This is a genomic window from Streptomyces sp. JH14 (assembly GCF_029428675.1).
Lineage (GTDB): Bacteria > Actinomycetota > Actinomycetes > Streptomycetales > Streptomycetaceae > Streptomyces.
In genome coordinates, this window is the sequence record NZ_JAJNEL010000001.1 from 1,310,770 (window position 1) to 1,332,958 (window position 22,189).

The 22,189-nt window shown below is 71.2% G+C and carries 20 protein-coding genes and 1 pseudogene; 10 read left to right on the top strand and 11 right to left on the bottom strand.

Annotation, left to right across the window (positions count from 1 at the left end):
• Window positions 1–235: 235 nt before the first annotated feature.
• From LRD69_RS05920 to LRD69_RS05930, 3 genes are all read left to right on the top strand, one after another.
• Entirely contained in the window at window positions 236–1,081 is an 846-nt protein-coding gene (locus LRD69_RS05920; protein ID WP_277325489.1) for a class I SAM-dependent methyltransferase, read from the top strand.
• The gene (locus tag LRD69_RS05925; protein ID WP_277325490.1) at window positions 1,078–2,421 is read left to right on the top strand and encodes a hypothetical protein; all 1,344 of its coding nucleotides are present in this window, start codon (window positions 1,078–1,080) and stop codon (window positions 2,419–2,421) included. Before LRD69_RS05920 ends, LRD69_RS05925 begins: the two co-directional genes overlap by 4 nt.
• A 77-nt stretch (window positions 2,422–2,498) precedes the next feature.
• Entirely contained in the window at window positions 2,499–3,515 is a 1,017-nt protein-coding gene (locus LRD69_RS05930) for a VOC family protein (protein WP_277325491.1), read from the top strand.
• Between the two features lie 24 nt (window positions 3,516–3,539).
• On the opposite strand, the pseudogene LRD69_RS05935 reads toward LRD69_RS05930, so the two are convergent.
• A pseudogene (locus LRD69_RS05935) lies at window positions 3,540–3,710 on the bottom strand (glycosyl hydrolase 53 family protein); the annotation flags it as partial.
• A 13-nt stretch (window positions 3,711–3,723) separates the two neighbouring features.
• Window positions 3,724–5,769 carry a beta-galactosidase gene (locus tag LRD69_RS05940; RefSeq protein WP_277325492.1) on the bottom strand — a complete coding sequence of 682 codons (2,046 nt, stop codon included), beginning with the start codon at window positions 5,767–5,769 and terminating at the stop codon, window positions 3,724–3,726.
• 181 nt (window positions 5,770–5,950) lie between these two features.
• On the opposite strand from LRD69_RS05940, the gene LRD69_RS05945 reads away from it, so the two are divergent.
• The 4 genes from LRD69_RS05945 to LRD69_RS05960 are packed head-to-tail and all read left to right on the top strand — an operon-like array spanning window position 5,951 to window position 10,152.
• Entirely contained in the window at window positions 5,951–7,270 is a 1,320-nt protein-coding gene (locus LRD69_RS05945) for an extracellular solute-binding protein (protein WP_277325493.1), read from the top strand.
• A complete protein-coding gene (locus LRD69_RS05950) occupies window positions 7,267–8,193 on the top strand; it encodes a sugar ABC transporter permease (protein WP_277325494.1) in 927 nt (308 codons plus the stop codon). The genes LRD69_RS05945 and LRD69_RS05950 overlap by 4 nt, the downstream gene beginning before the upstream one ends.
• Window positions 8,190–9,056, top strand: coding sequence for a carbohydrate ABC transporter permease (locus LRD69_RS05955; protein ID WP_277325495.1), 867 nt, complete (start codon window positions 8,190–8,192; stop codon window positions 9,054–9,056). Before LRD69_RS05950 ends, LRD69_RS05955 begins: the two co-directional genes overlap by 4 nt.
• Before the next feature lie 43 nt (window positions 9,057–9,099).
• Window positions 9,100–10,152 carry a LacI family DNA-binding transcriptional regulator gene (locus tag LRD69_RS05960; RefSeq protein WP_277325496.1) on the top strand — a complete coding sequence of 351 codons (1,053 nt, stop codon included), beginning with the start codon at window positions 9,100–9,102 and terminating at the stop codon, window positions 10,150–10,152.
• Window positions 10,153–10,161: 9 nt separating this feature from the next.
• Here LRD69_RS05960 and LRD69_RS05965 read toward each other — a convergent pair whose 3' ends face one another.
• Window positions 10,162–11,232, bottom strand: a complete 1,071-nt coding sequence (locus LRD69_RS05965) for an alkene reductase (protein ID WP_277325497.1) — start codon at window positions 11,230–11,232, stop codon at window positions 10,162–10,164.
• A 147-nt stretch (window positions 11,233–11,379) separates the two neighbouring features.
• Here LRD69_RS05965 and LRD69_RS05970 point away from each other — a divergent pair, with 147 nt between their 5' ends.
• The gene (locus LRD69_RS05970; RefSeq protein ID WP_277325498.1) at window positions 11,380–11,874 is read left to right on the top strand and encodes a MarR family winged helix-turn-helix transcriptional regulator; all 495 of its coding nucleotides are present in this window, start codon (window positions 11,380–11,382) and stop codon (window positions 11,872–11,874) included.
• Window positions 11,875–11,878: 4 nt separating this feature from the next.
• On the opposite strand, the gene LRD69_RS05975 is transcribed toward LRD69_RS05970, so the two are convergent.
• The 8 genes from LRD69_RS05975 to LRD69_RS06010 form a co-directional block, all read right to left on the bottom strand.
• Window positions 11,879–12,940, bottom strand: a complete 1,062-nt coding sequence (locus LRD69_RS05975) for an aminotransferase class V-fold PLP-dependent enzyme (RefSeq protein WP_277325499.1) — start codon at window positions 12,938–12,940, stop codon at window positions 11,879–11,881.
• Between the two features lie 109 nt (window positions 12,941–13,049).
• The gene (locus LRD69_RS05980; RefSeq protein ID WP_277325500.1) at window positions 13,050–13,769 is read right to left on the bottom strand and encodes a DsbA family oxidoreductase; all 720 of its coding nucleotides are present in this window, start codon (window positions 13,767–13,769) and stop codon (window positions 13,050–13,052) included.
• A gap of 150 nt (window positions 13,770–13,919) precedes the next feature.
• Window positions 13,920–14,447 (bottom strand): hypothetical protein, encoded by a 528-nt coding sequence (locus LRD69_RS05985; RefSeq protein WP_277325501.1) that lies wholly within the window; start codon window positions 14,445–14,447, stop codon window positions 13,920–13,922.
• Window positions 14,444–15,142: an Imm52 family immunity protein gene (locus tag LRD69_RS05990; protein WP_277325502.1), complete on the bottom strand. Its 699-nt coding sequence runs from the start codon at window positions 15,140–15,142 to the stop codon at window positions 14,444–14,446. Before LRD69_RS05990 ends, LRD69_RS05985 begins: the two co-directional genes overlap by 4 nt.
• An 80-nt stretch (window positions 15,143–15,222) precedes the next feature.
• Entirely contained in the window at window positions 15,223–17,784 is a 2,562-nt protein-coding gene (locus tag LRD69_RS05995; protein ID WP_277325503.1) for a Tox-REase-5 domain-containing protein, read from the bottom strand.
• Between the two features lie 153 nt (window positions 17,785–17,937).
• Window positions 17,938–18,408 (bottom strand): GNAT family N-acetyltransferase, encoded by a 471-nt coding sequence (locus LRD69_RS06000; protein ID WP_277325504.1) that lies wholly within the window; start codon window positions 18,406–18,408, stop codon window positions 17,938–17,940.
• A gap of 202 nt (window positions 18,409–18,610) precedes the next feature.
• Entirely contained in the window at window positions 18,611–19,219 is a 609-nt protein-coding gene (locus tag LRD69_RS06005) for a DUF1349 domain-containing protein (protein WP_277325505.1), read from the bottom strand.
• The gene (locus LRD69_RS06010; RefSeq protein WP_277325506.1) at window positions 19,216–20,736 is read right to left on the bottom strand and encodes an aldehyde dehydrogenase (NADP(+)); all 1,521 of its coding nucleotides are present in this window, start codon (window positions 20,734–20,736) and stop codon (window positions 19,216–19,218) included. The genes LRD69_RS06005 and LRD69_RS06010 overlap by 4 nt, the downstream gene beginning before the upstream one ends.
• Window positions 20,737–20,892: 156 nt before the next feature.
• Between LRD69_RS06010 and LRD69_RS06015 the strand changes: the two genes are divergently transcribed.
• Together LRD69_RS06015 and LRD69_RS06020 are read left to right on the top strand one after the other, a co-directional pair.
• Window positions 20,893–21,663 carry an IclR family transcriptional regulator gene (locus LRD69_RS06015; protein ID WP_030919961.1) on the top strand — a complete coding sequence of 257 codons (771 nt, stop codon included), beginning with the start codon at window positions 20,893–20,895 and terminating at the stop codon, window positions 21,661–21,663.
• 3 nt (window positions 21,664–21,666) lie between these two features.
• Entirely contained in the window at window positions 21,667–22,158 is a 492-nt protein-coding gene (locus LRD69_RS06020) for a GNAT family N-acetyltransferase (protein ID WP_277325507.1), read from the top strand.
• The last annotated feature ends 31 nt before the right edge of the window (window positions 22,159–22,189 follow it).

The window sequence follows — 22,189 nt, forward strand, 5'->3', positions numbered from 1 at the left end:
ATCTCGGGGGAGACCATGTGCCGGACGGTCTCGGCATCACCCTCACCCGCCGGCTCCATCCTGCCGGGCCTGCCGCATACGGCCTGCCCGCCCCCTCGTCGCCCCTCGCCCGCACCGTTCCCGTGCGGTCCGCCGCGACGTGTCAAAGACACTCCCCCGGGGCGCAGTTGACGAGCCGTCCGGCGCGACCGTGGCTCACGGGACAACACACCCATGATCTCTGGAGTACGCAGCAATGCACCGTGGAGTTGAGCTGACCGCATTTCTCGTCAACGAGTCCCGGGCCCGACAGCCCGATCTCGCCGAAGACCCGCTGGCAGCGGCGTGGATCCCGGACAACGACCGGCCGGCGGTGCGCGCGCTGTGGGACGAGTTCGCCGATGTCGTGTATCCGCACGACGACCTGGTCGTGTCGCTGCGCGGACGGTACATCATGGACACCCTCGCAGCCGCGCTGCGCAAGGATCCCGACACGGTGCTCGTGGTGTGCGGTGCCGGCTTCTCCTCGTACCCGTGGCTGCTCCCCTTCAAGGTGGCGCTGGAGGTGGACCTGCCGGACATGATCGAGGCCAAGCAGCGGCGCGTGGCGAAGCTGGTGGCGTCCGGAGTCCTGCCGGAGCGCGATGTCCGGCATCTGCCGGTGGATCTCGGCAGCCGGGCCGGACGGGACGAACTCTCGTCGCTGGTACGCGAACTGGCCGACGGCCGACCGGTGGCCTACGTGGCCGAAGGGCTGGTCTTCTATCTGTCGCCGGAGGCCGCGCGCGCCGTGGTCAGCCTCGGCGCGGGCTTCGACTCGTGTGCGGTCACCGCCGTCAGCTACTGGCCGGCGGCGGCCGCGGGCAGCCGGGTGCTCGCCGATCAGCGGGACTGGTTCCGGAGCCGTTCGGTCCCCGAGGAGGCCGCCTACCTCACCCATGACGAGCTGACCTCGCTGCTCGGCACGGAGATCGAGGACCGTGGACCCGAGGACCTGCAACGCCGGTATCTCGACCGGGTGATCGTGCCCGAGTGCGACCTGATTCCCGAGTACGTCGCCGTGTCGTGGAACGTTCCCGAAGAGGTCGGGGCAGCCGGATGACCGACGTGCTCCATCTCCAGAGCCGGGCGTACCCGCTCCACCACAGCCTGCCCGTCCTCGCTCTGGAGTCCGTCACCGTGCCGGGTCACGGTGAACTGCGGCCGTTCACCGGAGAGCTCGGAACGCTCGCGTACAACCCGGACTTCACGGTCGAGTTGGACCTCACCGGGCTGATCGCCACGAAGATCACCCTGCCCGGAACCGAGATCGTCGGCTGTCATGCGCGGATCCTGAGCGCGGGCAGCATCCTGGTGGCCTACGCCCTGCGCCATGACGTGGACCTCCGGCAACTGTCCCTCCACGACCTCGACGCCTTCGATGCGCGGATCAACCGGCAGCTGCGCGAGGCGGACTCCTCCCTGCTCACGGCGGTGCTCACCGCCGCGGTACGCAGCGGTCTGATCAAGGACCTCGTCCTGCGGCCGGATCTCGCCCTCAGCGGCGAGCAGGCACCGGTGGACCGCCGGTCGGCGCGGTACAACTGCCATTTCGTCACCCAGGAGCCGCCCTGGCAGCCCGATCCACGCGTTCCTGTGCTCAGCTCGGGACCGGCCTGCCGTGTGCTCCTGCCGTACACCTACGCCTGGGACGCCGATCCCGGGACCGAGCTGCTCGATCTGCTGACCATGACGGAACCCACGGATATCGCGGTGGCCCAGCAGTCACTGCTCGTCGGTGCCCTGGTGGGCGGCCGCCGGATACTCGCGGACCTGGCCGCCGCCCAGGCCAGGAGCGTCGACGTCCATGCGTTCCGCCGGTTCCTCGACGGCGTCTGGTCCGACTACCACCATCTCGACAGCTACCGCATAGAGTCCACTCAGAACCACCGGTCCACCTATCTGGCCGCCCGCGAGTCCATCGGACTGGACGGCACCCACGAACGAGCCGACAAACTGCTCGGCTATGTCGGCAGTTCGCTGCTGGCCGCGTCGTCGCAGCGCGCCGAGGCCCTGGACACCCGCCTCAACCGCGTCGCCGCCTCACTGGCCATGGTCACCGCGGCGGCCTTCGGTCTCGATGCCGTGGGGTTCCTTCTGCCCAATGTCTCCTTAGGGATCCGGATCTCGGCCGTCGCCGGTCTGATCACGCTGACCGCGGCCGGGATACTCGCCGTCGTCTTCCCGCGCCGCCCCCGCAGGGCCCCCACGGATCCGGAACCCGAGCCCGCGGAACCGCCGCCGGGCCGCCCGCCCGCCGGAGGACCACGCCCCGGCCCACGGCATCGCACCGTGCTTCCTGCACCTCGCCCGTCCCCTCTCGTTCTCCCCTTCTCAGACGACCACCCGGACGGTGCCCCTCCGCATCCGTCCGGGGCCGGCAGCGGACCGCCGGGGCTCTGAGCGGAGGCTGCGCCGCCGCGGTCCCCGCCTCCGGAAACCGGCTGGACCGGCCGCCCGTCAACAGCGAGAGTGACCGCATGACTTCACTCGTACGCCACATCACCATCGACTGTGCCGATGCCTACAAGCTCGGCAGTTTCTGGGCCGAGGTGCTCGGTTCCCGGTTGCACGACGACGATGCGCCCGGTGATCCCCAGGCGCTCGTCGCGACCCCCGGTGCCGCGCTGCTGTTCATTGCGGTACCCGAGCCGAAGAGCGTCAAGAACAGGGTCCATCTGGACATCCAGCCGCAGGACCGCACCCGGGACGAGGAGGTCGAGCGGCTGCTCGCCCTCGGTGCCACGCTCGTCGGCGACCATCGCAAGCCCAACGGCCGGGGCTGGGCGACGCTCGCCGACCCCGAGGGCAATGAGTTCTGCGTGGAGTGCAGCGCCGTCGAACGGGCGGCGCTGACCGCGACGCGGCTGCCCGTCACCGCCGATGATGTGACCACCGCCGTCCACCTCGCGCTCGCCGCGCTCCGCCGGGTTCCTGAGGACCATTGGCGGGCGCCCGCCGGGACGCTGGAGTGGGACTCCTGGGAGACGGTGGAGCACCTGAACGACGATCTCTTCGCGTACGCGGCCCAGTTGGGCCCGAAGAAGCCGTCGCTGGACCGCGAGGTGCCGTACCGCTGGGGAGCCGACCGCAAGGGCGGCCCGGCGAATTCGATCTTCGCGAACCCCGACGCAGGGCCGATCGGCCTGCTCCAGACCCTGGAAGCGAGCGGCGCCCTGCTGACGGCGATGGTACGGACGACCGCGGCGGACGTCCGCTCCTACCACTCGTACGGGGTGTCCGACCCGGAGGGCTTCGCGGCCATGGGAATCGTGGAGACCCTGGTCCACGCCCACGATGTGGTCCAGGGCCTGGACATCCCCTGGGCGCCGCCCGCGGACCTGTGCGACCGCGCGCTGGCCCGGCTGTTCCCGGACGCCCCGGACGACGCCGACCGGTGGACCGTCCTGCTCTGGTCCACCGGCCGGGCCGAGCTGCCCGGGCGCGAGCGCGTCACCTCGTGGAAGTGGCGCAGCGCGCCGCTCGATGCCGTCTAGGCTGCGCGGACTCCCCGGTTCCCACCGGTGGGAGAACCAGCTCGCCGCCGGGAGCAGCGTCGCGTTGTGGTCGAACAGCGCCTGGTTCTCCCACGCGTTGCCGGAGGCCGGATCTGCCGGGTCCCGTCCGCCGGCGCCGACGGCGGTCCAGGCGGGCTCCCCGTACACGGCGCCGGGACCGCGACGGTTCGGGACGAGGGTGGGCAGCTCAGCCGTCGAGGCGTACGACCCTGACCGCGCCCGCCGGAACGGCGAGGTGGCCCACAGCGTGCTCGCCGGTGAGAAGTTCGGTGCCGGGGCCGTCGAGCGGCAGCTTCGCGTCGTCCCCGGTGTGATTGATCGCGAAGAGGTACGTGCCGCTGTCGCCGGTGCGGCGTACGACCTCGACGTCGTGCGGGAGGCCGGTGCGCGGCGCGATCCGGGCGTCTTCACAGGCCCGTTCGAGGACGGCGTCGAGATGGGATCCGGACAGCCGGGTGGAGATGTACCAGGCGGTGCCCCTGCCCAGACGGTGCCGGGTGACGGCGGGGCGGCCGGCGGGCATGCCGTCGGCGTAGGACCAGACGGTCTCGGCGCCGCGCGGGATCACCACGTCCGACCACAGGTCGCCGGTCAGCTCCGGGCCCTCGGGGGCGCCCTCGGGCGTGATCAGGCGGACCGTCCCGCCCTCTCCGAGCGGTGAGAACTCCTCGATCGTCAGCCCGAGTACGTCCCGCAGGGCGCCCGGGTACGGCCCGGGGTGCACGGAGTCATGGGTGTCGACGATGCCGGAGAAGTACGAGACGACGAGCGTGCCGCCGTTCTCGACGTAGCGCCGGAGGTTCCGGCCGGTCTCCTCGGTGGCGAGATAGAGGGCCGGGACGACGACCAGCGGATACCCGGAAAGATCGGCGTCCGGGTGGGCGAAGTCGACGGTGAGATGACGGTCGTACATCGAGGCGTAGAAGGTGTCGGCACGCTCGCGGGCGTCGTGGTCCTCGCTCGGCCGCCACTCCAGCTTCTGCGCCCACCAGGACTGCCAGTCCCAGAGCATGGCCGCGTCGGCGACGGTCCGGGTGGAGCGGACGCCGCTCAGCAGGCCGAGGCCGGCACCGAGCGCGGCAACCTCGCGCCACACCCGGGAGTCCGTACCGGCGTGCGGCACCATCGCCGAGTGGAACTTCTCCGCACCGCTGCGTGACTGCCTCCACTGAAAGAACATGGCCCCGTCGGAGCCGCGCGCGACATGCGCGAGGCTGTTGCGGGCCATCTCACCCGGGCGCTTGGCGGGGTTGCGGGGCTGCCAGCTGACGCCGCTGGTGGAGTGTTCCAGAAGCAGCCAGGGTGCGCCGCCCGCGACGGAGCGGGTGAGGTCGGCGGCCATCGCGAGGTTGACATGGGTGCGGCGGCCGTCGGTGATCAGATAGTGGTCGTTGGTGACGAGGTCGGTCTCGCGGCCCCAGGCCCAGTAGTCGACGGAGTCGCACTGGCTGAGGGCGGTCATGAAGTTGGTGGTGACCGGGATACCGGGAGCGAAGCGGTGCAGGATGTCCCGTTCGCTGCAGAAGTTCTCGCGCATCGTGACATCGGCGAAGCGGGCGTAGTCCAGACGCTGGGCCGGGTTGGCGACGGTCGGGGTGGCGCGGGGCGGGTCGATCTCGTCGAGGCTGCGGTAGCGCTGCCCCCAGAAGGCGGTGCCCCAGGCCTCGTTGACGGCGTCGACGCTGCCGTGGCGGGTGGCCAGCCAGCGGCGGAAGTGGGCGGCGCAGTTGTCGCAGTAGCAGGCGCTGACCGGAACGCCGTACTCGTTGTGGACGTGCCACATCGCGAGCGCCGGGTGGTGTGCGTACCGGCGGGCGAGCTGTTCGGTGATGTTCGCCGCAGCCGACCGGTACGCGGGGTTGCTGTGGCAGATCGCGCCGCGTGACCCGAAGGCGTACCGGACCCCCTCCCGGCTGACCGGGAGGGCCTCGGGGTGGGCGCGGTAGAACCAGGCGGGCGGGGCGACGGTGGGCGTGCCGAGGTCGACCCGGATGCCGGCCCCGTGCAGCAGGTCGAGGACCCGGTCGAGCCAGCCGAAGTCGTAACCGCCGGGCTCGGGTTCGAGGAGTGTCCAGGAGAAGATCCCGACGCTGACCATGGTCACGCCGGCCTCCCGCATCAGGGCCACGTCCTCGCGCCAGACCTCTTCCGGCCACTGCTCGGGGTTGTAGTCGCCGCCGAAGGCGAGCCTGCGCAGACCGTGCGGGGCGGGCTCGGGCGCGGGGTGCGGCATGGGTATCTCCTGGGCTCTTCGGTACCAACTTCTGGGAACGTGCACACACATGGTCGGTGGCGCAGAGCCCACATAACCGCACAGCATCAACCATTGACAAGTGTCGGATTGGTTTCTCTACTGTGAACGCTCACAGCGCAGTTCGGCGCTGCACCCTCGCTTCTCGTCAGGGGAGAAACCCATGAAGTACCGCATCGTCGCGGTGTCCACAGCCGCTGCACTCGCCGCCACCGGCCTGCTCTCGGGCTGCGGCTCGTCGGACGACGACGGCGGGGACGGCCCGGCCGCATCCGGTCCCGTCTCGCTCACCTACTGGGCCTGGGCACCCGGCCTGGACAAGGTCGCGGACATCTGGAACGCAGGCGAGGGCAAGAAGACCGGCATCACCGTCACGGTGAAGAAGCAAGCATCGGGCGACGACCTGGTCACCAAGATCATCACGGCGGCCAAGGCCCATAAGGCCCCCGACCTGGTACAGGCGGAGTACCAGGCCATCCCCACCCTGGTCTCCAACGATGTGCTCGCCGACATATCCAAGGAGGCGGGCGACGCCAAGGGCAAATTCGCCGACGGCATCTGGCAGCAGACGACTCTCGGATCGGACGCTCTGTACGCCGTGCCACAGGACTCCGGCCCGCTGATGTTCTACTACCGCCAGGACCTGTTCAAGCAGTACGGCCTGTCCGTGCCCACCACCTGGAACGAGTTCGCCGAGACGGCCCGCGCACTGAAGAAGAAGGCTCCGGACAAGGACCTCACCACGTTCTCCTCGAACGACTCCGGTCTCTTCGCGGGCCTCGCCCAGCAGGCCGGGGCGAAGTGGTGGACCACCGGCGGCGACAAGTGGAAGGTCGCCATCGACGACGCCGCCACGCAGAAGGTCGCGGACTTCTGGGGCGGTCTGGTCAAGGAAGGCGCCGTCGACAACCAGCCGATGTACACCCCGGCCTGGAACAAGGCGCTCAACACCGGCAAGCAGATCGCCTGGGTCAGTGCGGTCTGGGCGCCCGGGACCCTCACCACGGCGGCGCCCGACACCAAGGGCAAGTGGGCCATGGCCCCGCTCCCCCAGTGGACGGCCGGCCAGAACATCACCGGCAGCTGGGGCGGCTCCTCCACCGCCGTCACCAACGACTCCAAGAACAAGGCCGCCGCCGCGACCTTCGCGAAGTGGCTGAACACGGACTCGGAGGCGCTGGCCGCACTGGTCAAGGAGAGCGGCATCTACCCCGCCGCCACGGCCGCCCAGACCGGCGGCGCGCTCGCCCAGGCCCCGGACTACTTCTCCAACCAGCCCGACTTCTACACGAAGGCCGCCGAGATCGCGCAGGGCACCGCGCCCGCCGCCTGGGGCCCGAACGTGAACGTCGCGTACACCGCCTTCAAGGACAACTTCGCCAAGGCCGCCAAGAGCAAGTCGGACTTCGGGCCCGCCCTGACCGCGATGCAGGACGCCACCGTCGCCGACCTCAAGAAGCAGGGCTTCGGGGTCTCCGAGTGACACGCGCACGCCGCAGGAGTGCGTACGGGGTCGAGAGCGCCCCGTACGCCTTCCTGGCCCCCGCCACCGTGCTCTTCCTGCTCTTCTTCGCCCTTCCCATCGGGTACGCGCTCTACCTCAGCTTCCGCCGGACCGAGGTCAAGGGGCTCGGCCTGGGCAAGGGCGCCCGCGCGGAGATCTGGGCGGGCTTCGCCAATTACACATCCGCGCTCTCCGACTCGGAGCTGCTGCACGGCGCCCTGCGCATCCTCGGCTACGGCGTGATCGTCGTCCCTGTGATGCTCGGCCTCGCCCTGCTGTTCGCGCTGCTCCTCGACACCGACCGGCTCCGGCTGCGGGCCTTCTCCCGGCTCGCGATCTTCCTGCCGTACGCGATCCCGGGCGTCGTCGCCGCACTGATGTGGGGCTTCCTCTATCTCCCGGACGTCAGCCCCTTCTCCTACCTCCTCGACAAGGCCGGTCTGCCGCGGCCCGATCTGCTCGACGGCGGCCCGTTGTATCTCGCCCTGGCCAACATCGCGGTCTGGGGCGGCACCGGCTTCAACATGATCGTGATCTACACCTCGCTGCGGGCGATCCCGGCCGAGGTGTTCGAGGCGGCCCGGCTGGACGGCTGCTCGCAGCTGCAGGTCGCGCTCCGGATCAAGATCCCGATGGTGGCGCCGTCCCTGGTCCTGACGTTCTTCTTCTCGATCATCGCGACGCTCCAGGTGTTCAGTGAGCCGACGACGCTGAAGCCGCTCACCAACTCGCTGTCCACCACCTGGAGTCCGCTGATGAAGGTCTACCAGGACGCTTTCGTCAACAACGACATCTATGCGGCGGCCGCTCAGGCGGTCATCATCGCCGTCGCCACCCTCGCCCTGTCCTTCGGCTTCCTCAGGGCGGCCAACTCCCGTACCCAGAAGGGAGATTCCCGATGAGTACGCCGCACCTCGCATCCACCCCCGCAAGTCCGCGCCGGTTCGCGCTCGTGCCGACAGCCGCGCTGCTGCTCGGCGCGCTCTACTGCCTGCTGCCGGTCGTCTGGGTACTGGTCGCCTCGACCAAGTCCGGCCGCGAGCTGTTCTCCACCTTCACCTTCCTGCCGGGCACCGGTTTCACCCGCAACGTCGCCGACCTGTCGGCGTACCGCGACGGTGTGTACTGGAAGTGGATGGCCAACTCGGCGTTCTATGCCGGCGCCGGCGCCCTGCTGTCCACGGCCGTCTCCGCGCTATCGGGGTACGCCCTGGCCATGTACCGGTTCCGCGGGCAGGAGGGCATCTTCAACATCCTGCTGGCCGGGGTGCTGATGCCGCCGGTGATCCTCGCCGTGCCGCAGTATCTGCTGCTGGCGAAGGCCGACCTGACGGACTCGTACCTCTCGGTCCTGCTGCCGGTGATCCTCTCCCCGTACGGGGTGTATCTCGCGCGGATCTACGCGACGGCCGCCGTACCGGGCGATGTGATCGAGGCCGGGCGGATGGACGGCGGCAGTGAGTGGCGGATCTTCCGCACCCTCGCGCTGCCGATGATGGTGCCGGGCCTGGTGACCGTCTTCCTGTTCCAGTTCGTCGCGATCTGGAACAACTTTCTGCTGCCGTACATCATGCTCGGCGACGACGAGAAGTTCCCGGTCACCCTGGGCCTGTACACCCTGCTCCAGCAGGGCTCCAACACCCCCGCCCTCTATACCCTGGTGATCACGGGGGCGCTGCTGGCGATCGTCCCGCTGATCGCGCTGTTCCTGGTCATCCAGCGCTTCTGGAGCCTCGACCTGCTCTCCGGCGCCGTAAAGTCCTGACCGGGGCCCCACCAGGGCTTCCATTGATGAAAGATCATGCACCATGAGCCGCACAGAACAGCCCGGACAGCCCGGACCGTCCGGCACGGGACGCCGCAGGCCGCCGACCATTCACGACGTGGCACGGGAGGCCGGGGTCTCCCGCGGCACCGTCTCCCGGGTGCTCAACGGCGGCCACAATGTCAGCGCGACGGCGCTCGACGCCGTCAACTCCGCAATCCGCAAGACCGGTTACACGGTGAACCGGCACGCCAGATCGCTGATCACCGGGCGCTCGGACTCGGTGGCGTTCCTGCTCACCGAGCCGCAGGAGCGGTTCTTCGAGGACCCCAACTTCAATGTGCTGCTGCGGGGCTGCACCACCGCACTCGCCGCGCACGACATCCCGCTGCTGCTGATGATCGCGGGGACGGAGGCCGAACGGCGCCGGAACATGCGGTACATCGCCGGTCATGTGGACGGGGTCCTGCTGGTCTCCAGCCACTCCGGCGACCCGGTCGCCGCCCAGCTGCACGAGGCCGGGGTCCCGCTCGTCGCCTGCGGCAAACCGCTCGGGCAGGGCTCGAAGGTCAGTTATGTGGCGGCCGACGACCGGGACGGTGCCCGCGACATGGTGCGTTACCTGTACGAATCGGGGCGTCGCCGGATCGGAACGGTCAGCGGCCCCCTCGACACCCCGGGCGGCGTCGAGCGGCTGGCGGGGTACCGCGAGATGCTCGCCGACTGCGGGCTGCCGGCGGACGAGGCGCTGATCGTCCCGGGCGATTACAGCAGGGCGAGCGGCGAGGCGGCGGCCACACTGCTGCTGGAGCGGGCCCCCGGCCTCGACGCGGTATTCGTCGCCTCCGACCTGATGGCGCAGGGCGTGCTCGCCGCGCTGGAGAAGGCTGGACGGCGGGTGCCGGAGGACGTCGCGGTCGGCGGCTTCGACGACTCGCCCGCAGCGCTGGCGTCCCGACCGGAGCTGACCACGATCCGGCAGCCGTGGGACCGGATCAGTGCCGAGATGGTACGGGTGCTGCTGGCCCAGATCGGCGGAGAGGACCCGGCCGCGGTGATCCTCCCCACCGAACTGGTGCGCCGCGATTCGGCGTGACCGCCGCGGCTACACGGCGTCCAGTGCCGGGTAGTCGACGTACCCCTTCGCGTCACCGCCGAAGAAGGTGGACGGGTCGGGGGTGTTGAACGGGCCGCCGGCCTTCAGCCGGGCGGGCAGGTCGGGGTTGGCGATGAACAGGGCACCGTACGAGATGATGTCGGCGATCCCGTCGTCGATCACCGAGTGGTCGTCCGGTCCGGTCGGTCCGTCCGTCAGCGCGTTGATGACGAAGGCACCGGAGAACTGCTTGCGCAGCGCGAGGGTCAGCTCGCGGATCTCCACTGCCTCCATGACGTGCAGGTAGGCCAGTCCGAGCGGCTCGATCTCCTGTACCAGCGCGGTGTAGACGGCGTCCGGCGCGGGCTCGTCGATGTCGTTGTACGGGTTTCCGGGCGAGAGGCGCAGCCCGGTCCGCTCCGCGCCGATCTCGGCGGCGACCGCCTTGACCACTTCCACGGCGAACCGGATGCGTGCCTCCTCGGAGCCGCCCCACCCGTCGGTGCGCCGGTTGGTGTTGGGTGCGAGGAACTGGTGGATGAGGTAGCCGTTGGCGCCGTGCAGCTCGACACCGTCGAAGCCCGCGTCGACGGCGTTGCGGGCCGCGGTGGCGAAGTCGGCCACGGTCTGCCGGATCTCGGCGTCGGTCAGCTCATGCGGCTCGACGAAGTCCTTCGGCCCCTCGTGGGTGAAGACCTGGCCGGCGGCCTTGACCGGGGAGGCGCTGACCGGGGTCAGCCCGTCCGGCAGCAGGACCGGGTGGCCGATCCGGCCCGCGTGCATGATCTGGGCGAAGATCCGGCCGCCCGCGGCGTGCACCGCGTCGGTGACCTTGCGCCAGGACGCGACCTGCTCCGCGCTGTGCAGTCCCGGGGTGAAGGGGTAGCCCTGACCCACCGCGGACGGCTGGACGCCCTCGGTGATGATGAGCCCGGCCGAGGCGCGCTGGGCGTAGTACTCGACGGTGAGATCGGTGGCGGTTCCGCCCTCACCGGCCCGGGAGCGGGTCATCGGGGCCATCGCGATCCGGTTGGCGAGCCGGGTGCCGGACAGGTCGATGGGGTCGAATGCGGTGGTCATGGGAGCCCCCAAAGAAAATTATGTGGTCGGCCAATTATTTACGTCGTGCGCCACTGTAACCCATTACTTGGCCGACCAAGGTAAAGTTCGCAGAAAGCGCCGGACCCGGTCCCCGACCGGCCGGAGCACCGCCCCGAGGGAGTCCCCATGAAGGCCGAATCCGTCGACCCCGTCTGTACCGAGCTGCCCAGCGCCGCCCGCGGCGGCCCGGTCAGCCATGCCGTCTCACGGGTCGCCCGGCTGCACCGGATCGCCGCCGGCAAGGCACTCAGGTGCGCCGGGCTCTACCCCGGCCAGGAGTTCCTGATGATGTATCTGTGGGACGCGGGCGCGGCACGCCAGTCGGAGCTGATCAAGGCGGTCGACCTCGATCCGTCGACCGTCACCAAGATGCTCCAGCGGCTCGAACAGGCCGGTCACGTCCGCCGCCGCCCCGACCCGGACGACCGGCGGGCCGTCCTGGTCGAGGCCAGCTCGGACAGCTGCGCCCTGCACTCGGATGTGAAGCGGGCCTGGACGAATCTGGAGGAGCGCACGCTCGCCGGCCTGGACGCGACGGAGCGCACCGAGCTGGCCCGGCTGCTGGCCAGGGTCGAGGAGAACCTCTCCCGCGAGGCCGAGAGCTGCCCGGAAGGCCGCTGACCGGTCAGCCCGCGAGCACCTCCAGCGCGTGGTCCACATCGGCCTGCGTGTTGTAGAGATGGAAGGCCGCCCGCAGATTCCCGGCCCGGACCGACACCGCGATACCGGCCCGGGCCAGCGCCGACTCATGGCTTCCCAGTCCCGGCACGGCGACTACCGCGGACCGGCCGGGCACCGGCTCGTGGCCGATCCCGGCCAGCGCGCTACGGAACCGGGCGGCGAGCGCGGTGTTGTGGGCGTGCACGGTGTCGATGCCGATCTCGGCCATCAGCGCGAGGGAGCGCTCGGCACCGTGGTACGCGAGGAAGGCGGGCGCCTCGTCGAAGCGGCGCGCGGTGGCGGCGAGCCGGCCGACGGGTCCGTACGTGCTGTTCCAGCGGTCCTCGCCGGCCACCCAGCTCGCGTACAGCGGCGACAGGGTCTGCTGCGCCTCCTCGGTGACGGTGAGGAACGACGTACCGCGCGGGCAGAGCAGGAACTTGAAGCCGCCCGTGACCGTGTAGTCGTACGCTCCGGCGTCCAGCGGCAGCCAGCCTGCGGACTGGGTGGCGTCGAGGAGAACCCGGGCGCCGTGCGCGGCGGCCGCCGCACGAACCGCGTCGAGGTCGGCGATCCGGCCGTCGGCGGACTGTACGGAGGAGAGGGCGACCAGCGCGGTCGTGGGCCGCACCGCCTCGGCCATGCCGTCCAGCGGGGCGTACCGCATCCGCAGATCCCCACGGACCGAGAGGGGTCCGACGACCGAGCTGAACTCCCCCTCGGGCACCAGCACTTCGGCACCGGGCTTCAGCGATGCCGCGATCAGACCGACATGGACGGCGACCGAGCTGCCGGTGGCGACCCGGTCGGGACCGACACCGACGAGCCCGGCGAACCGGGTCCGTGCGGCGTCCACGGCGTCGAAGCTGCCCGCGCCCGCACCGGTGCCCGCGGCGTTCTCGTCGGCGAGCGTCTTCACCGCCTCGACGGTTCGGCGGGGCAGCAGCCCGCAGCTGGAGGTGTTGAGATACGTGGACTTGGGCGCAAACTCGGCGGCTACGGCCTGGGTGAGCGAGGAGATCTCCATGCGTCCAGCCTGAACGCCCCTCAACTCATCGTCAATCACGAAGAATTGAGGGGCACCCCCAAGCAATGCTTATCGATGCGGTGGAGCGGCCGGCCGGGGCGGCGCAGGGTCAGCCCTGGCTGCCGGCCTGCGGAACCTCGCAGGCCCCGTCGGCGTCGCAGGCCGCCCCGTCCGAGCCGATGGCGGTCAGCGGGCGGTCCTTCCACGCCTGCTCCAGCGCCTGCGCGAAGACCTCAGCGGGCTGGCCGCCGGAGATCCCGTACCGCCGGTCGAGCACGAAGAACGGCACGGCGTTGGCACCCAGCGCGGACGCCTCCTGCTCGTCGGCCCGCACCTCGGCCGCGTAGGCCTGCGGATCGGCGAGCACGGCGCGCGCCTCGTCCCCGTCGAGACCGGCCTCGACGGCGAGCTCGACCAGTACGTCGTCGTCGAAGACGGACCGCTCCTCGGCGAAATTCGCCCGGTAGGCGAGCGTCAGCAGCTCGTCCTGGCGGCCGCGGGCCTTGGCGAGGTGGAGCAGCCGGTGGATGTCGAAGGTGCTGCCGTGGTCGCGCCCCTCGGTCCGGTAGCCGAGCCCTTCGGCCTGTGCGTTGGCCGCGACGTTGGCCTCCATGGACCGGGCTTCCTCACGCGTACGCCCGTACTTCTGCGCCAGCATGTCGATCACCTGCGCGGTGTCGCCCTTGGCGCGCCCCGGGTCGAGCTCGAAGGAACGGTGCACGACCTCGACCTCGTCGCGATGGGCGAACCCCGCCAGGCCCTTCTCGAAGCGGGCCTTGCCGATGTAGCACCAGGGGCAGGCGATGTCGCTCCAGATCTCGACGCGCATGACTCTTCTTCTCTCCAGGCTGTTGCAGACGGATCGTGCGGCTGTCCCGGCACGGTTGCGCGAGGGCAGCGCGGAGGCACCCTCCGCTCCCCTGATCAACGCGCGCCCGGACCCTGTCATTCCCCGACCGGGCCGGAGGTTCGTCGGCCGCTAATCCTCCAGCTCGACGATCGGGCGGTCGCTGACGAGGGCCACGATGATCATCGGGGCGTCGCCGTCGCACTGGTTGACGGAGGTCGCGACCCACACGTCCGCGGCGTCGGGACCGGCGGCCACCGGCCCCCACGCCGACAGATCGCCGCGGCAGTCGTTGTCGCACAGCGCCTGGAAGAGCGGCGGCATGGGCTCGTCCGCGATGCTCCGGAAGATCGGCACCCGCATGCCCACCTTCCGGTGCGCACCCCACCGGCGGTCCAACTCCGCCACGATGTCGTCCAGATGCCCGCGGGCGGCTTCCTCCGCGTCATTCCACTCGGGCGCGTACACGCCGACGAGGCTGCCGCTCTCCCAGAGCGGCAGGAACCGGAAGCCCTCGCCGGAGGTCACGGTCCACTCCCCCGTGACCGGGTCGCCCTCGCTCTCCGTCGGACCGGCCGCCGGTACGGGCCCGGCGAGCAGCGCCTCGACGTCGCGGACGGCGCGGCCGAGCTCGAACGTCTCGCCGCTGCGGGCCGTCACAGCGCGGGCCGGTCCATCGGGCGCGGCAGCGGCTCCAGCGCACCGGCGTCCCGTAGCTGTACGCAGGCCCGGACCACGGCCCCGGCGTCGCCTCGCGGCGCGATGTCGAGGAGGACGCCTCCGCCGGCGAGCTCCTTGAGGGCGGAGGTGAGGCCGTCCGGCAGCAGGGCCGCGCGTCCCGGGGAGAGATAGCCGACCCAGCCGACGGCGGGCGCTCCGACACCGAACCCGTTGTCCCCCAGTGCGTCGAGCACGTCGTCGTCGGTCACATCCCCGAAGTCCGGCCCCCACACCTCGGCGACCGCCCTGAGGAGCTCGGCGTCGGGGACATCCACGCCCTCCGGCGACTTGATACCGATCACCATCGAGTTGAACAGGAACTCCGAGGCGCCGCCCGCCAGGCCCCTGGCCTCGATCTCCCAGCCCTGCCCGTCCTTGGTGACGAGATACAGTCCGGCGCCGTCCGAGCCGTACCTGGCCTCCTGCTGCTGCACCTTCAGAGCGGCGAGCAGGGACGCCTCGTCCGTGCCGAGGCCGGTGGCGGGCCCGGACTCGCGGACCTGGCTCCACGTCCCGCCCGCCCCGGGGGCCGGCAGAAGCCCGGCGAGCCGGTCCAGCATCAGTTTCCAGCGTCCGGCCACCGCCTCGACCGACTCTTCCCGGGGACCCCAGAAGCCCCGCACCACACGCCGCATGTCCTGTCTCCGTCTTCTGTCGTCCACCGGTCCGGCCAGAGTCACCGCCCGAGCCAGGCTAGTGCCTGTCGCGCGGGGCATCAGTCGAACGCCCCGGGCTTCCTGGTGCTGTTGCTCGGGAGCTGCTTGGTGGGGACGACCGTGATCGGCAGACCCTCCTCCCGGAACGCCTTGGCGGCGGCCTCGGCCACGTCCGGATCGGAGAAGTGCCATTCGATGGCCTTGCCGCCGGCCGCCTCGACCTGAGCCCGGGCCTCCGTGACGAACTCGTTCTTGCCGGACGCGGTGAGGCTGCCCTTCTCGGTCTGCGAGAGGTACCCCTTGTAGCCGTTCTTCGCCTCCAGGAACGTCTGCCTGCTGGAGTCCCAGCCGTCGTACTCCACCGCCGGCTTGCCCTCCTTGGGGTGCGGCACGACGTACTCCCGGCCGCGCACGGTGCCGGTGACCTGCTCCTGGTAGCGGAGCCACGACTCGTTCTTCCAGTTGGGCGGGGGATTGCGGTCGCGGCTGGCCCAGTAGCCGGCGCCGTTGTCGGCGGATCCGTAGTCCGGCTTCTTGAGGTCCGCGGCCCAGTCCGGCGGGTTGTAGTTGCGCGGGTCGGAGGTGTCGTTGCGCCGGGGCTCGGGCCACTGCTTCTTGGCCAGCTCCGCCTTGGCCGCGCGGTCGGGCTCCTCGGCCCGCTTCTGCTCCAGGTGAGCCGCCCGCTCCTGTTCCCGGGCCTCCTTCGCCTTGGCCTCGGCGTCCTTGTCGCAGCCGTCGTCGGCGAGGATCACATGGCTCGGGGGTCCTGCGGCGAGCACCCCGGTTCCGGACCCGGATATCCCACCGGTGCCGCCGTAGCGCACCCGGGGGCCGAGAGCGATGCTGCAACCGGTCTTGCGTGCCGCGTCCTCGGCTTCGTCCGCCGCCTCGTCGGCCTCCTTGGCAGCCTTGCGGACACCGTCGATGTCCCCGACTTCGGCGGCCTTACGGGCCCGGCGTGCGGCGTTGCCCGCGTTCTCCGCGGCTTCGGCCACCTTCGCGGCGACCTTGCCGAGCTTGCCGAGCTTGCTGGCCTTGCCGACGACCTTCGCGACGTCGTAGCCGGGGATGAAGAGCGATCCGACGTTCCAGACGACGTCGGTGACGGCCCGCGTCTTCTCCCCGTTGTTCCAGCGGTCCCGTACCTCGTCGCCGACGAACATGTCGTCGCCGACCTTCACCACGGTGTTGAACGACGCCTTGCCCCAGTCGCCGAGCGCACCGAGGTAGTCGCCCTTGCCCCACTTGCTCCCGGCGTCCTTGGAGTCCTGCATCCACGTGCTGCCCAGCTGCTTGCCGTAATCGGCCAGGCCGGACCAGGTCTCGGGCTTGAACAGGTCGATGATGCCGGTGACATCACCCCAGACACCGTCGACGGCCAGGCCCTTGGCGACCTGGGTGGTGCGGTCCCATGCGCAGCCGAAGAAGCCCCAGCCGCCGCAGTCCTCCTTCTCGTCCCCGCCGTTCCCGGAGTCTCCGGAGTCGTCGGAGTCCGCGTCCGAGACGGGGGTGTCGTACGTGGCCTCGGGCTCGGTGCTGGTCTCGGGATAGGTGTCGGTGCCCGGTCCATCGGGTCCGCCCGTGCCGCCACCGTCCGCGGTACCGCCGGTTGCGGTACCCCCACCGGAAGCGGTACCGCCCGTTCCGTTCGTACCGCCGGGTCCGTTCGCGCCGCCTGTTCCGTTCGTGCCGCCGCCGTCGGAGCCGCCGCTGCTGTTGGTCCCACCGGAAGCCGCGCCGCCTCCGCCGGCGCCGCCCGAGTCCGGACCACCGGTGCCCGAGCCACCGGTGCCCGAGCCACCGGTCACGGCGCCGCCCGAGTCCGAACCACCGGTGTTCGAACCACCGGTGTTCGAACCACCGCCCACAGCGCCGCCCGAGCCGGCGCCGCCCGCGACCGCGCTGCCACCCGCGGCGGAACCGCCGCCGGCCGAACCGCCCTTGTCGTCACCGGCCCCGACGGTGTCGCTGCCGGTACCCGCCGCCGGGCACGAGCTGCCGGTGAGGGAGCAGATCGCGGCCTGCAGGCGATCGGTGATCTGTCCGCCGACGCCGCTCAGCACGAGCGCCCCGATGAGCGCCACGACGATCAGGACGAGGCCCAGGTACTCCAGGGCCGTCTGCCCCCGGTCACGACGCCAGGTGATCATGTGGGCGAAGGAGAAGTCGGGCTTGTCCGCCCGCTCCTGCGTCGCGAGCCGGAACCACGCCCGGCTCTCCTTCCGGGTGAGGAACACCAGGATCAATGTGGGCACGAACAGCTGGGTGAAGCCGTGCACCGATCCGTCCGCGATGTTGCCCAGGCCGCCGAGGATCAGCCACACCTGCACGGCGATCAGGCCGCCCCATACACCTCGGCCACCGGTCCAGACGCGTCGCGACAGCAGCCAGCCGACGACTCCGGGCACTGCCGCGTACAGCGCGAGGCCGATGACGACGCCGCTCATCGCGTCCACGGCGAGGGCGGAGCCGAACAGGCCGAGACCGCCCAGCAGCGTTGCTCCGAGCAGGACATGGAGCAGAATCCGTGCCGAGCGAAGCGCCCGCGGCAGCTCCCGCCGCCCCTCGCCCGGCGCCGGGGCGCCGCCTCCGTACACGGGTATGCCACCGATCGCCGACATGCCTTGTTCCCCCAACCAGACCTGCCCACCAACGGGTTGATGACCACTCAGGCTAGGGGCGGGACCGGGGGGACGTCTTGGGCCCCAGGGCCCAACTGCGGTCCCAAGGCGCCTCGGCAGGGCTCCGGTACGGCGGCGGCAGCGCCTCGGCCGTCAGCTCAGCACGAGGCGCAGCACGAGGTGGGTGCCGGTGCGCGGGTGGCCGGGATCCGGGGTCCAGCCCCGGTCGGTGTAGAAGGCCTGGGCGCGGGTGTTGTGCACGAAGACCTCCAGCCACGCGCTGTCCACTCCGGCCTGCCGCCAGGCGTCGACGCAGGCGGTGTGGAGTTCGGTGCCGACTCCCGAACGCCAGCGGGACGGCGACACATGGAGCTGGGTGAGGTGCATGGCGCCGTCGCGTACGGCGTAGGCCGCGACGCCGGCCAGGGTTCCGTCCCGTTCGGCACAGAGCACGGTGGCGTCCGGGTGGCCGATCGCACGGGACCAGCCGGCGCGGCTGCGGCCGACTTCGGCGGACCCCGCGTACTCCTGCTCCGGGAGGTGGCCCCGGTAGTAGGTGGCGCGGGCCTCGGTGTGCAGCTCGACCACGGCGTCGAGATCGGCGGGCGTCGCAGTTCTGATCATGCGGGGAGGGACGCGACAGGCCTGCCCGCGGTTGCGCCGGCCGGGTGGGCCGCGTGGGGCCGTCCGCTGCTGCGACGCGGGGAAACGCATGCGGCCCGTCCGGCACTCCGGTCGGTACCGGAGTGCCGGACGGGCCGATGCCCGGGTCCCGCCGCCTTGCCGCGCCCGGGCTCGGCGGCCGGGCGCGCGTGTGCGAGGCGGCTCAGCTGCCGTCGCGCAGGTCGTCGAGCCCGGCCGGCCGGAACGCGATCCGGTCGAACGACGCCTCGCAGCCCTCTCCGGTCGGCGACTGGACGAGGAAGCCGATCGACGCCTTCGCCCCGTCAGCGTCGCCGAGGGCGAAGACGCGGACGAAGGTCCACTTCTCGCCGTCGGCCGAGGCGTGGAAGGCATACGCGCTGCCGGTGCGGCTGAGCCGCAGCCAGAAGCTGTCGCCGTCCACGACGAAGGAGTTGACGTCGTCGGAGCGGCCGCGGGTGACCACGGTGCAGATGGTGGGGTCGGCCGGGGAGAGCTCCAGGCAGAGCTTCGCCCACTCCCGTTCCCCGACGTGCAGATAGAGCACCCCGGCGTCGAAGGCCGCGGCGAAGCCGACCTTCACCCGGGCGATCAGCTGGAAGTCGCCGTCCGGCGCGGCGCCGAGCAGGCGCGGAGCGTCGCTCGCCGGGTCGAGGGAGTGGCCACCGGGCGGTACGAACCGGTCCTGCCGGGCGCCCGCCCGTCCGGTCAGTACGCCGTCCTCGTACGTCCACTGCCCCTCGGGGCCGAACGGCCGCAGCTCGAAGGGGAGTTCCGGAACGGCCGCCGTCATGCCCGACGCCCGTCGACGCGGCGCGGCAGGCCCAGCGGGTTGTCCTCACGCAGCTCCGGCGGGAGCAGGGCCTCCGGCGTCGTCTGGTAGCTGACCGGGCGCAGCCAGCGCTCGATCGCGGTGGCGCCGACCGAGGTGGAGGTGGAGGTGGTGGCCGGGTAGGGGCCGCCGTGGTGCTGGGCGGGCGCGACCGCGACGCCGGTCGGCCAGCCGTTGACGAGGAGCCGGCCGGCCAGCGGGGTGAGGGCCTCGAGGAGGCCGGGGGCGTCGGTGTCGGCACCCTCGGTGGCGATCTGGAGGGTGGCGGTGAGGTTGCCGGGGAGCCGGGAGAGCACGGCGGTGATCTCGTCCTCGGAGGCGTACCGGGCGACGACGGTGACCGGGCCGAAGCACTCCTCCAGGAGCGCGTCGTGCGGGCCCTCGGTGGCCAGCAGGTGCGCCGGTACCGTCAGGAAGCCCGCGGACACGGTGTGGTCGCCGCCGGCGCCGGGGGTGACGGGCGCGTCCACCTCCGGGAGTTCGGCCCGGGCCCGTACCCCCGCGACGAAGGCGTCCCGCATCCGGTGGTCGAGCATGACCGCGGCCTCGCTGTCGCTGACCGCCGCGGTCAGCGACTTCAGCAGCCGGTCGCCGGTCTCGCCCGTCGGGGCCAGGACGAAGCCGGGCTTCGTGCAGAACTGGCCCACGCCCATGGTCATCGAGCCCGCCAGCCCGGCACCGATCTGCTCGCCGCGCTCGGCGGCGGCCGCCTCGGTGACCACGACGGGGTTGAGGGAGCCGAGCTCGCCGTGGAAGGGGATCGGGGCGGGCCGGGCGGCCGCCGCGTCGAACAGCGCCCTCCCGCCACGGATCGAGCCGGTGAATCCGGCGGCGGCCACGAGCGGGTGCTTGACCAGCTCGATGCCCGCCTCGAAGCCGTGGACCAGGATCAGTACGTCCTCGGGCAGGCCGACCTGGGCGGCGGCCCGGCGCAGCACGGAGGCGCACAGCTCGGAGGTGGCGGGGTGGTCGGGGTGCGCCTTGACGACGACCGGGCAGCCGGCCGCCAGGGCGCTGGCGGTGTCGCCGCCGGGCACCGAGAAGGCGAGCGGGAAGTTGCTGGCCGCGTAGACAGCGACGACGCCGAGCGGGATCTTGTAGCGGCGCAGGTCGGGCCACGGCGGGGTCCGGGTGTCGTCCGCGTGGTCGATGTGGATGTCGAGGAAGGCGCCCTCGTCGACGACCTCCGCGAAGGCCCGCAGCTGGGCCGCGGTGCGGGCGAGTTCACCGGTGAGGCGGGCCGGGCCGAGCGCGGTCTCCGCGTCGGCGGCCTCGATGACGTGCTCCCCGGCCTCGGTGAGCAGATCGGCCGCGGTACGCAGGAAAGCGGCCCGTACGGTCCGGTCGGCGAGCGAGTTCCGTACAGCATGTGCTGCCCGGACGGCGCGGTCGACCTCCTCCGCTGTAGCCTCCACCGCAACCTGCTCACGCGGGTTCCCGGTGCGGGGGTCGACGCTCCAGACTGGTGCTGCTGCCACCGTGTTTCCTTCCGCTCCACTGCCACAGATCAGGAAGTTGTTCGGTATTCTGAACAGAGTTCCTGATCGTGAATATGTAGGGACTCTATTTCCGGGCGTTCCGTGTTGGCAAGAAGTCGCAGGGATTCGCAAGTGGGCTGGAAGGGGCATAGGGCGATGTCGGTTGCCGAGTCAGGTGGGGCACAGGTCAAGTCCGCGGTACGGACGGTGGAGCTGCTCGAGTACTTCGCCGGACGGCCCGGCATGCATTCGCTGGCGGCCGTGCAGGAAGCCGTCGGCTACCCCAAGTCGAGCCTCTACATGCTGCTGCGCACCCTGGTCGAGCTGGGCTGGGTGGAGACCGACGCGACGGGGACGCGGTACGGCATCGGCGTACGCGCCCTGCTGGTCGGCACGTCGTACATCGACGGCGACGAGGTCGTCGCGGCCGCCCGCCCGACACTCGACCGGCTCTCCGACGACACCACGGAGACCATCCACCTGGCCCGCCTCGACGGCACGAACGTGGTCTACCTCGCCACCCGCCAGTCCCAGCACTATCTGCGCCCCTTCACCCGCGTGGGCCGCCGGCTGCCCGCCCACTCCACCTCGCTCGGCAAGGCGCTGCTGGCCACCCACAGCGACGAGCAGGTCCGCAAGATGCTGCCAGAGACGCTGCCCGCGCTGACCGAGCACACCCTCACCGACCGCGAGAAGCTCATCGAGGAGCTGCACGTCATCCGCGAGCAGGGGTACGCCGTGGACCGCGAGGAGAACACCCTGGGGCTGCGCTGCTTCGGCATCGCGATCCCGTACCGGACGCCGGCCCGCGACGCGATCAGCTGCTCGGTCCCGGTCGCCCGGCTCACCCCCGCGCACGAGCAGATGGTCAAGGACGCGCTGTTCGACGCGCGGGACCGGCTGACGCTCGCCACCCGGAGGCTCTGACCCATGGGCACGGCCGAGGTGACGCTGCGCGAGGTGCGCGCCGGCGATCTGCCGCTCTTCTACGCGTACATGTGCGACCCGGAGGCGGTCCGCACGGCCGCGTTCACGAGCGAGAACCCCGCGGACCGGGACGCGTTCGACGCCCACTGGGCGCGGCTGCTGGCCGACAGCTCGATCGTGCTGCGTACGGTGCTGGCCGACGGTGCGGTGGTCGGCAGCGCCGGGGTGTACGGGCCCGCGGGCGACCGCCAGGTCACGTACTGGATCGACCGGGCCCACTGGGGCCGCGGGCTCGCGACCGCCGCGCTGCGGGCGCTGCTCGACGTCGTACCGGAACGTCCGCTGCACGCGCGGGCGGCGGCTGACAACACCGGATCGCGCCGGGTGCTGGAGAAGTGCGGCTTCACCGTCACGGGCGAGGACCGGGGCTTCGCGCACGCCCGCGGTGAACTGACCGACGAACTGCTCTTCACGCTGACGGCCCCGGCCGGCTGAGAACCGGGGCCGGCCCGGGCCGTCTGAGAAA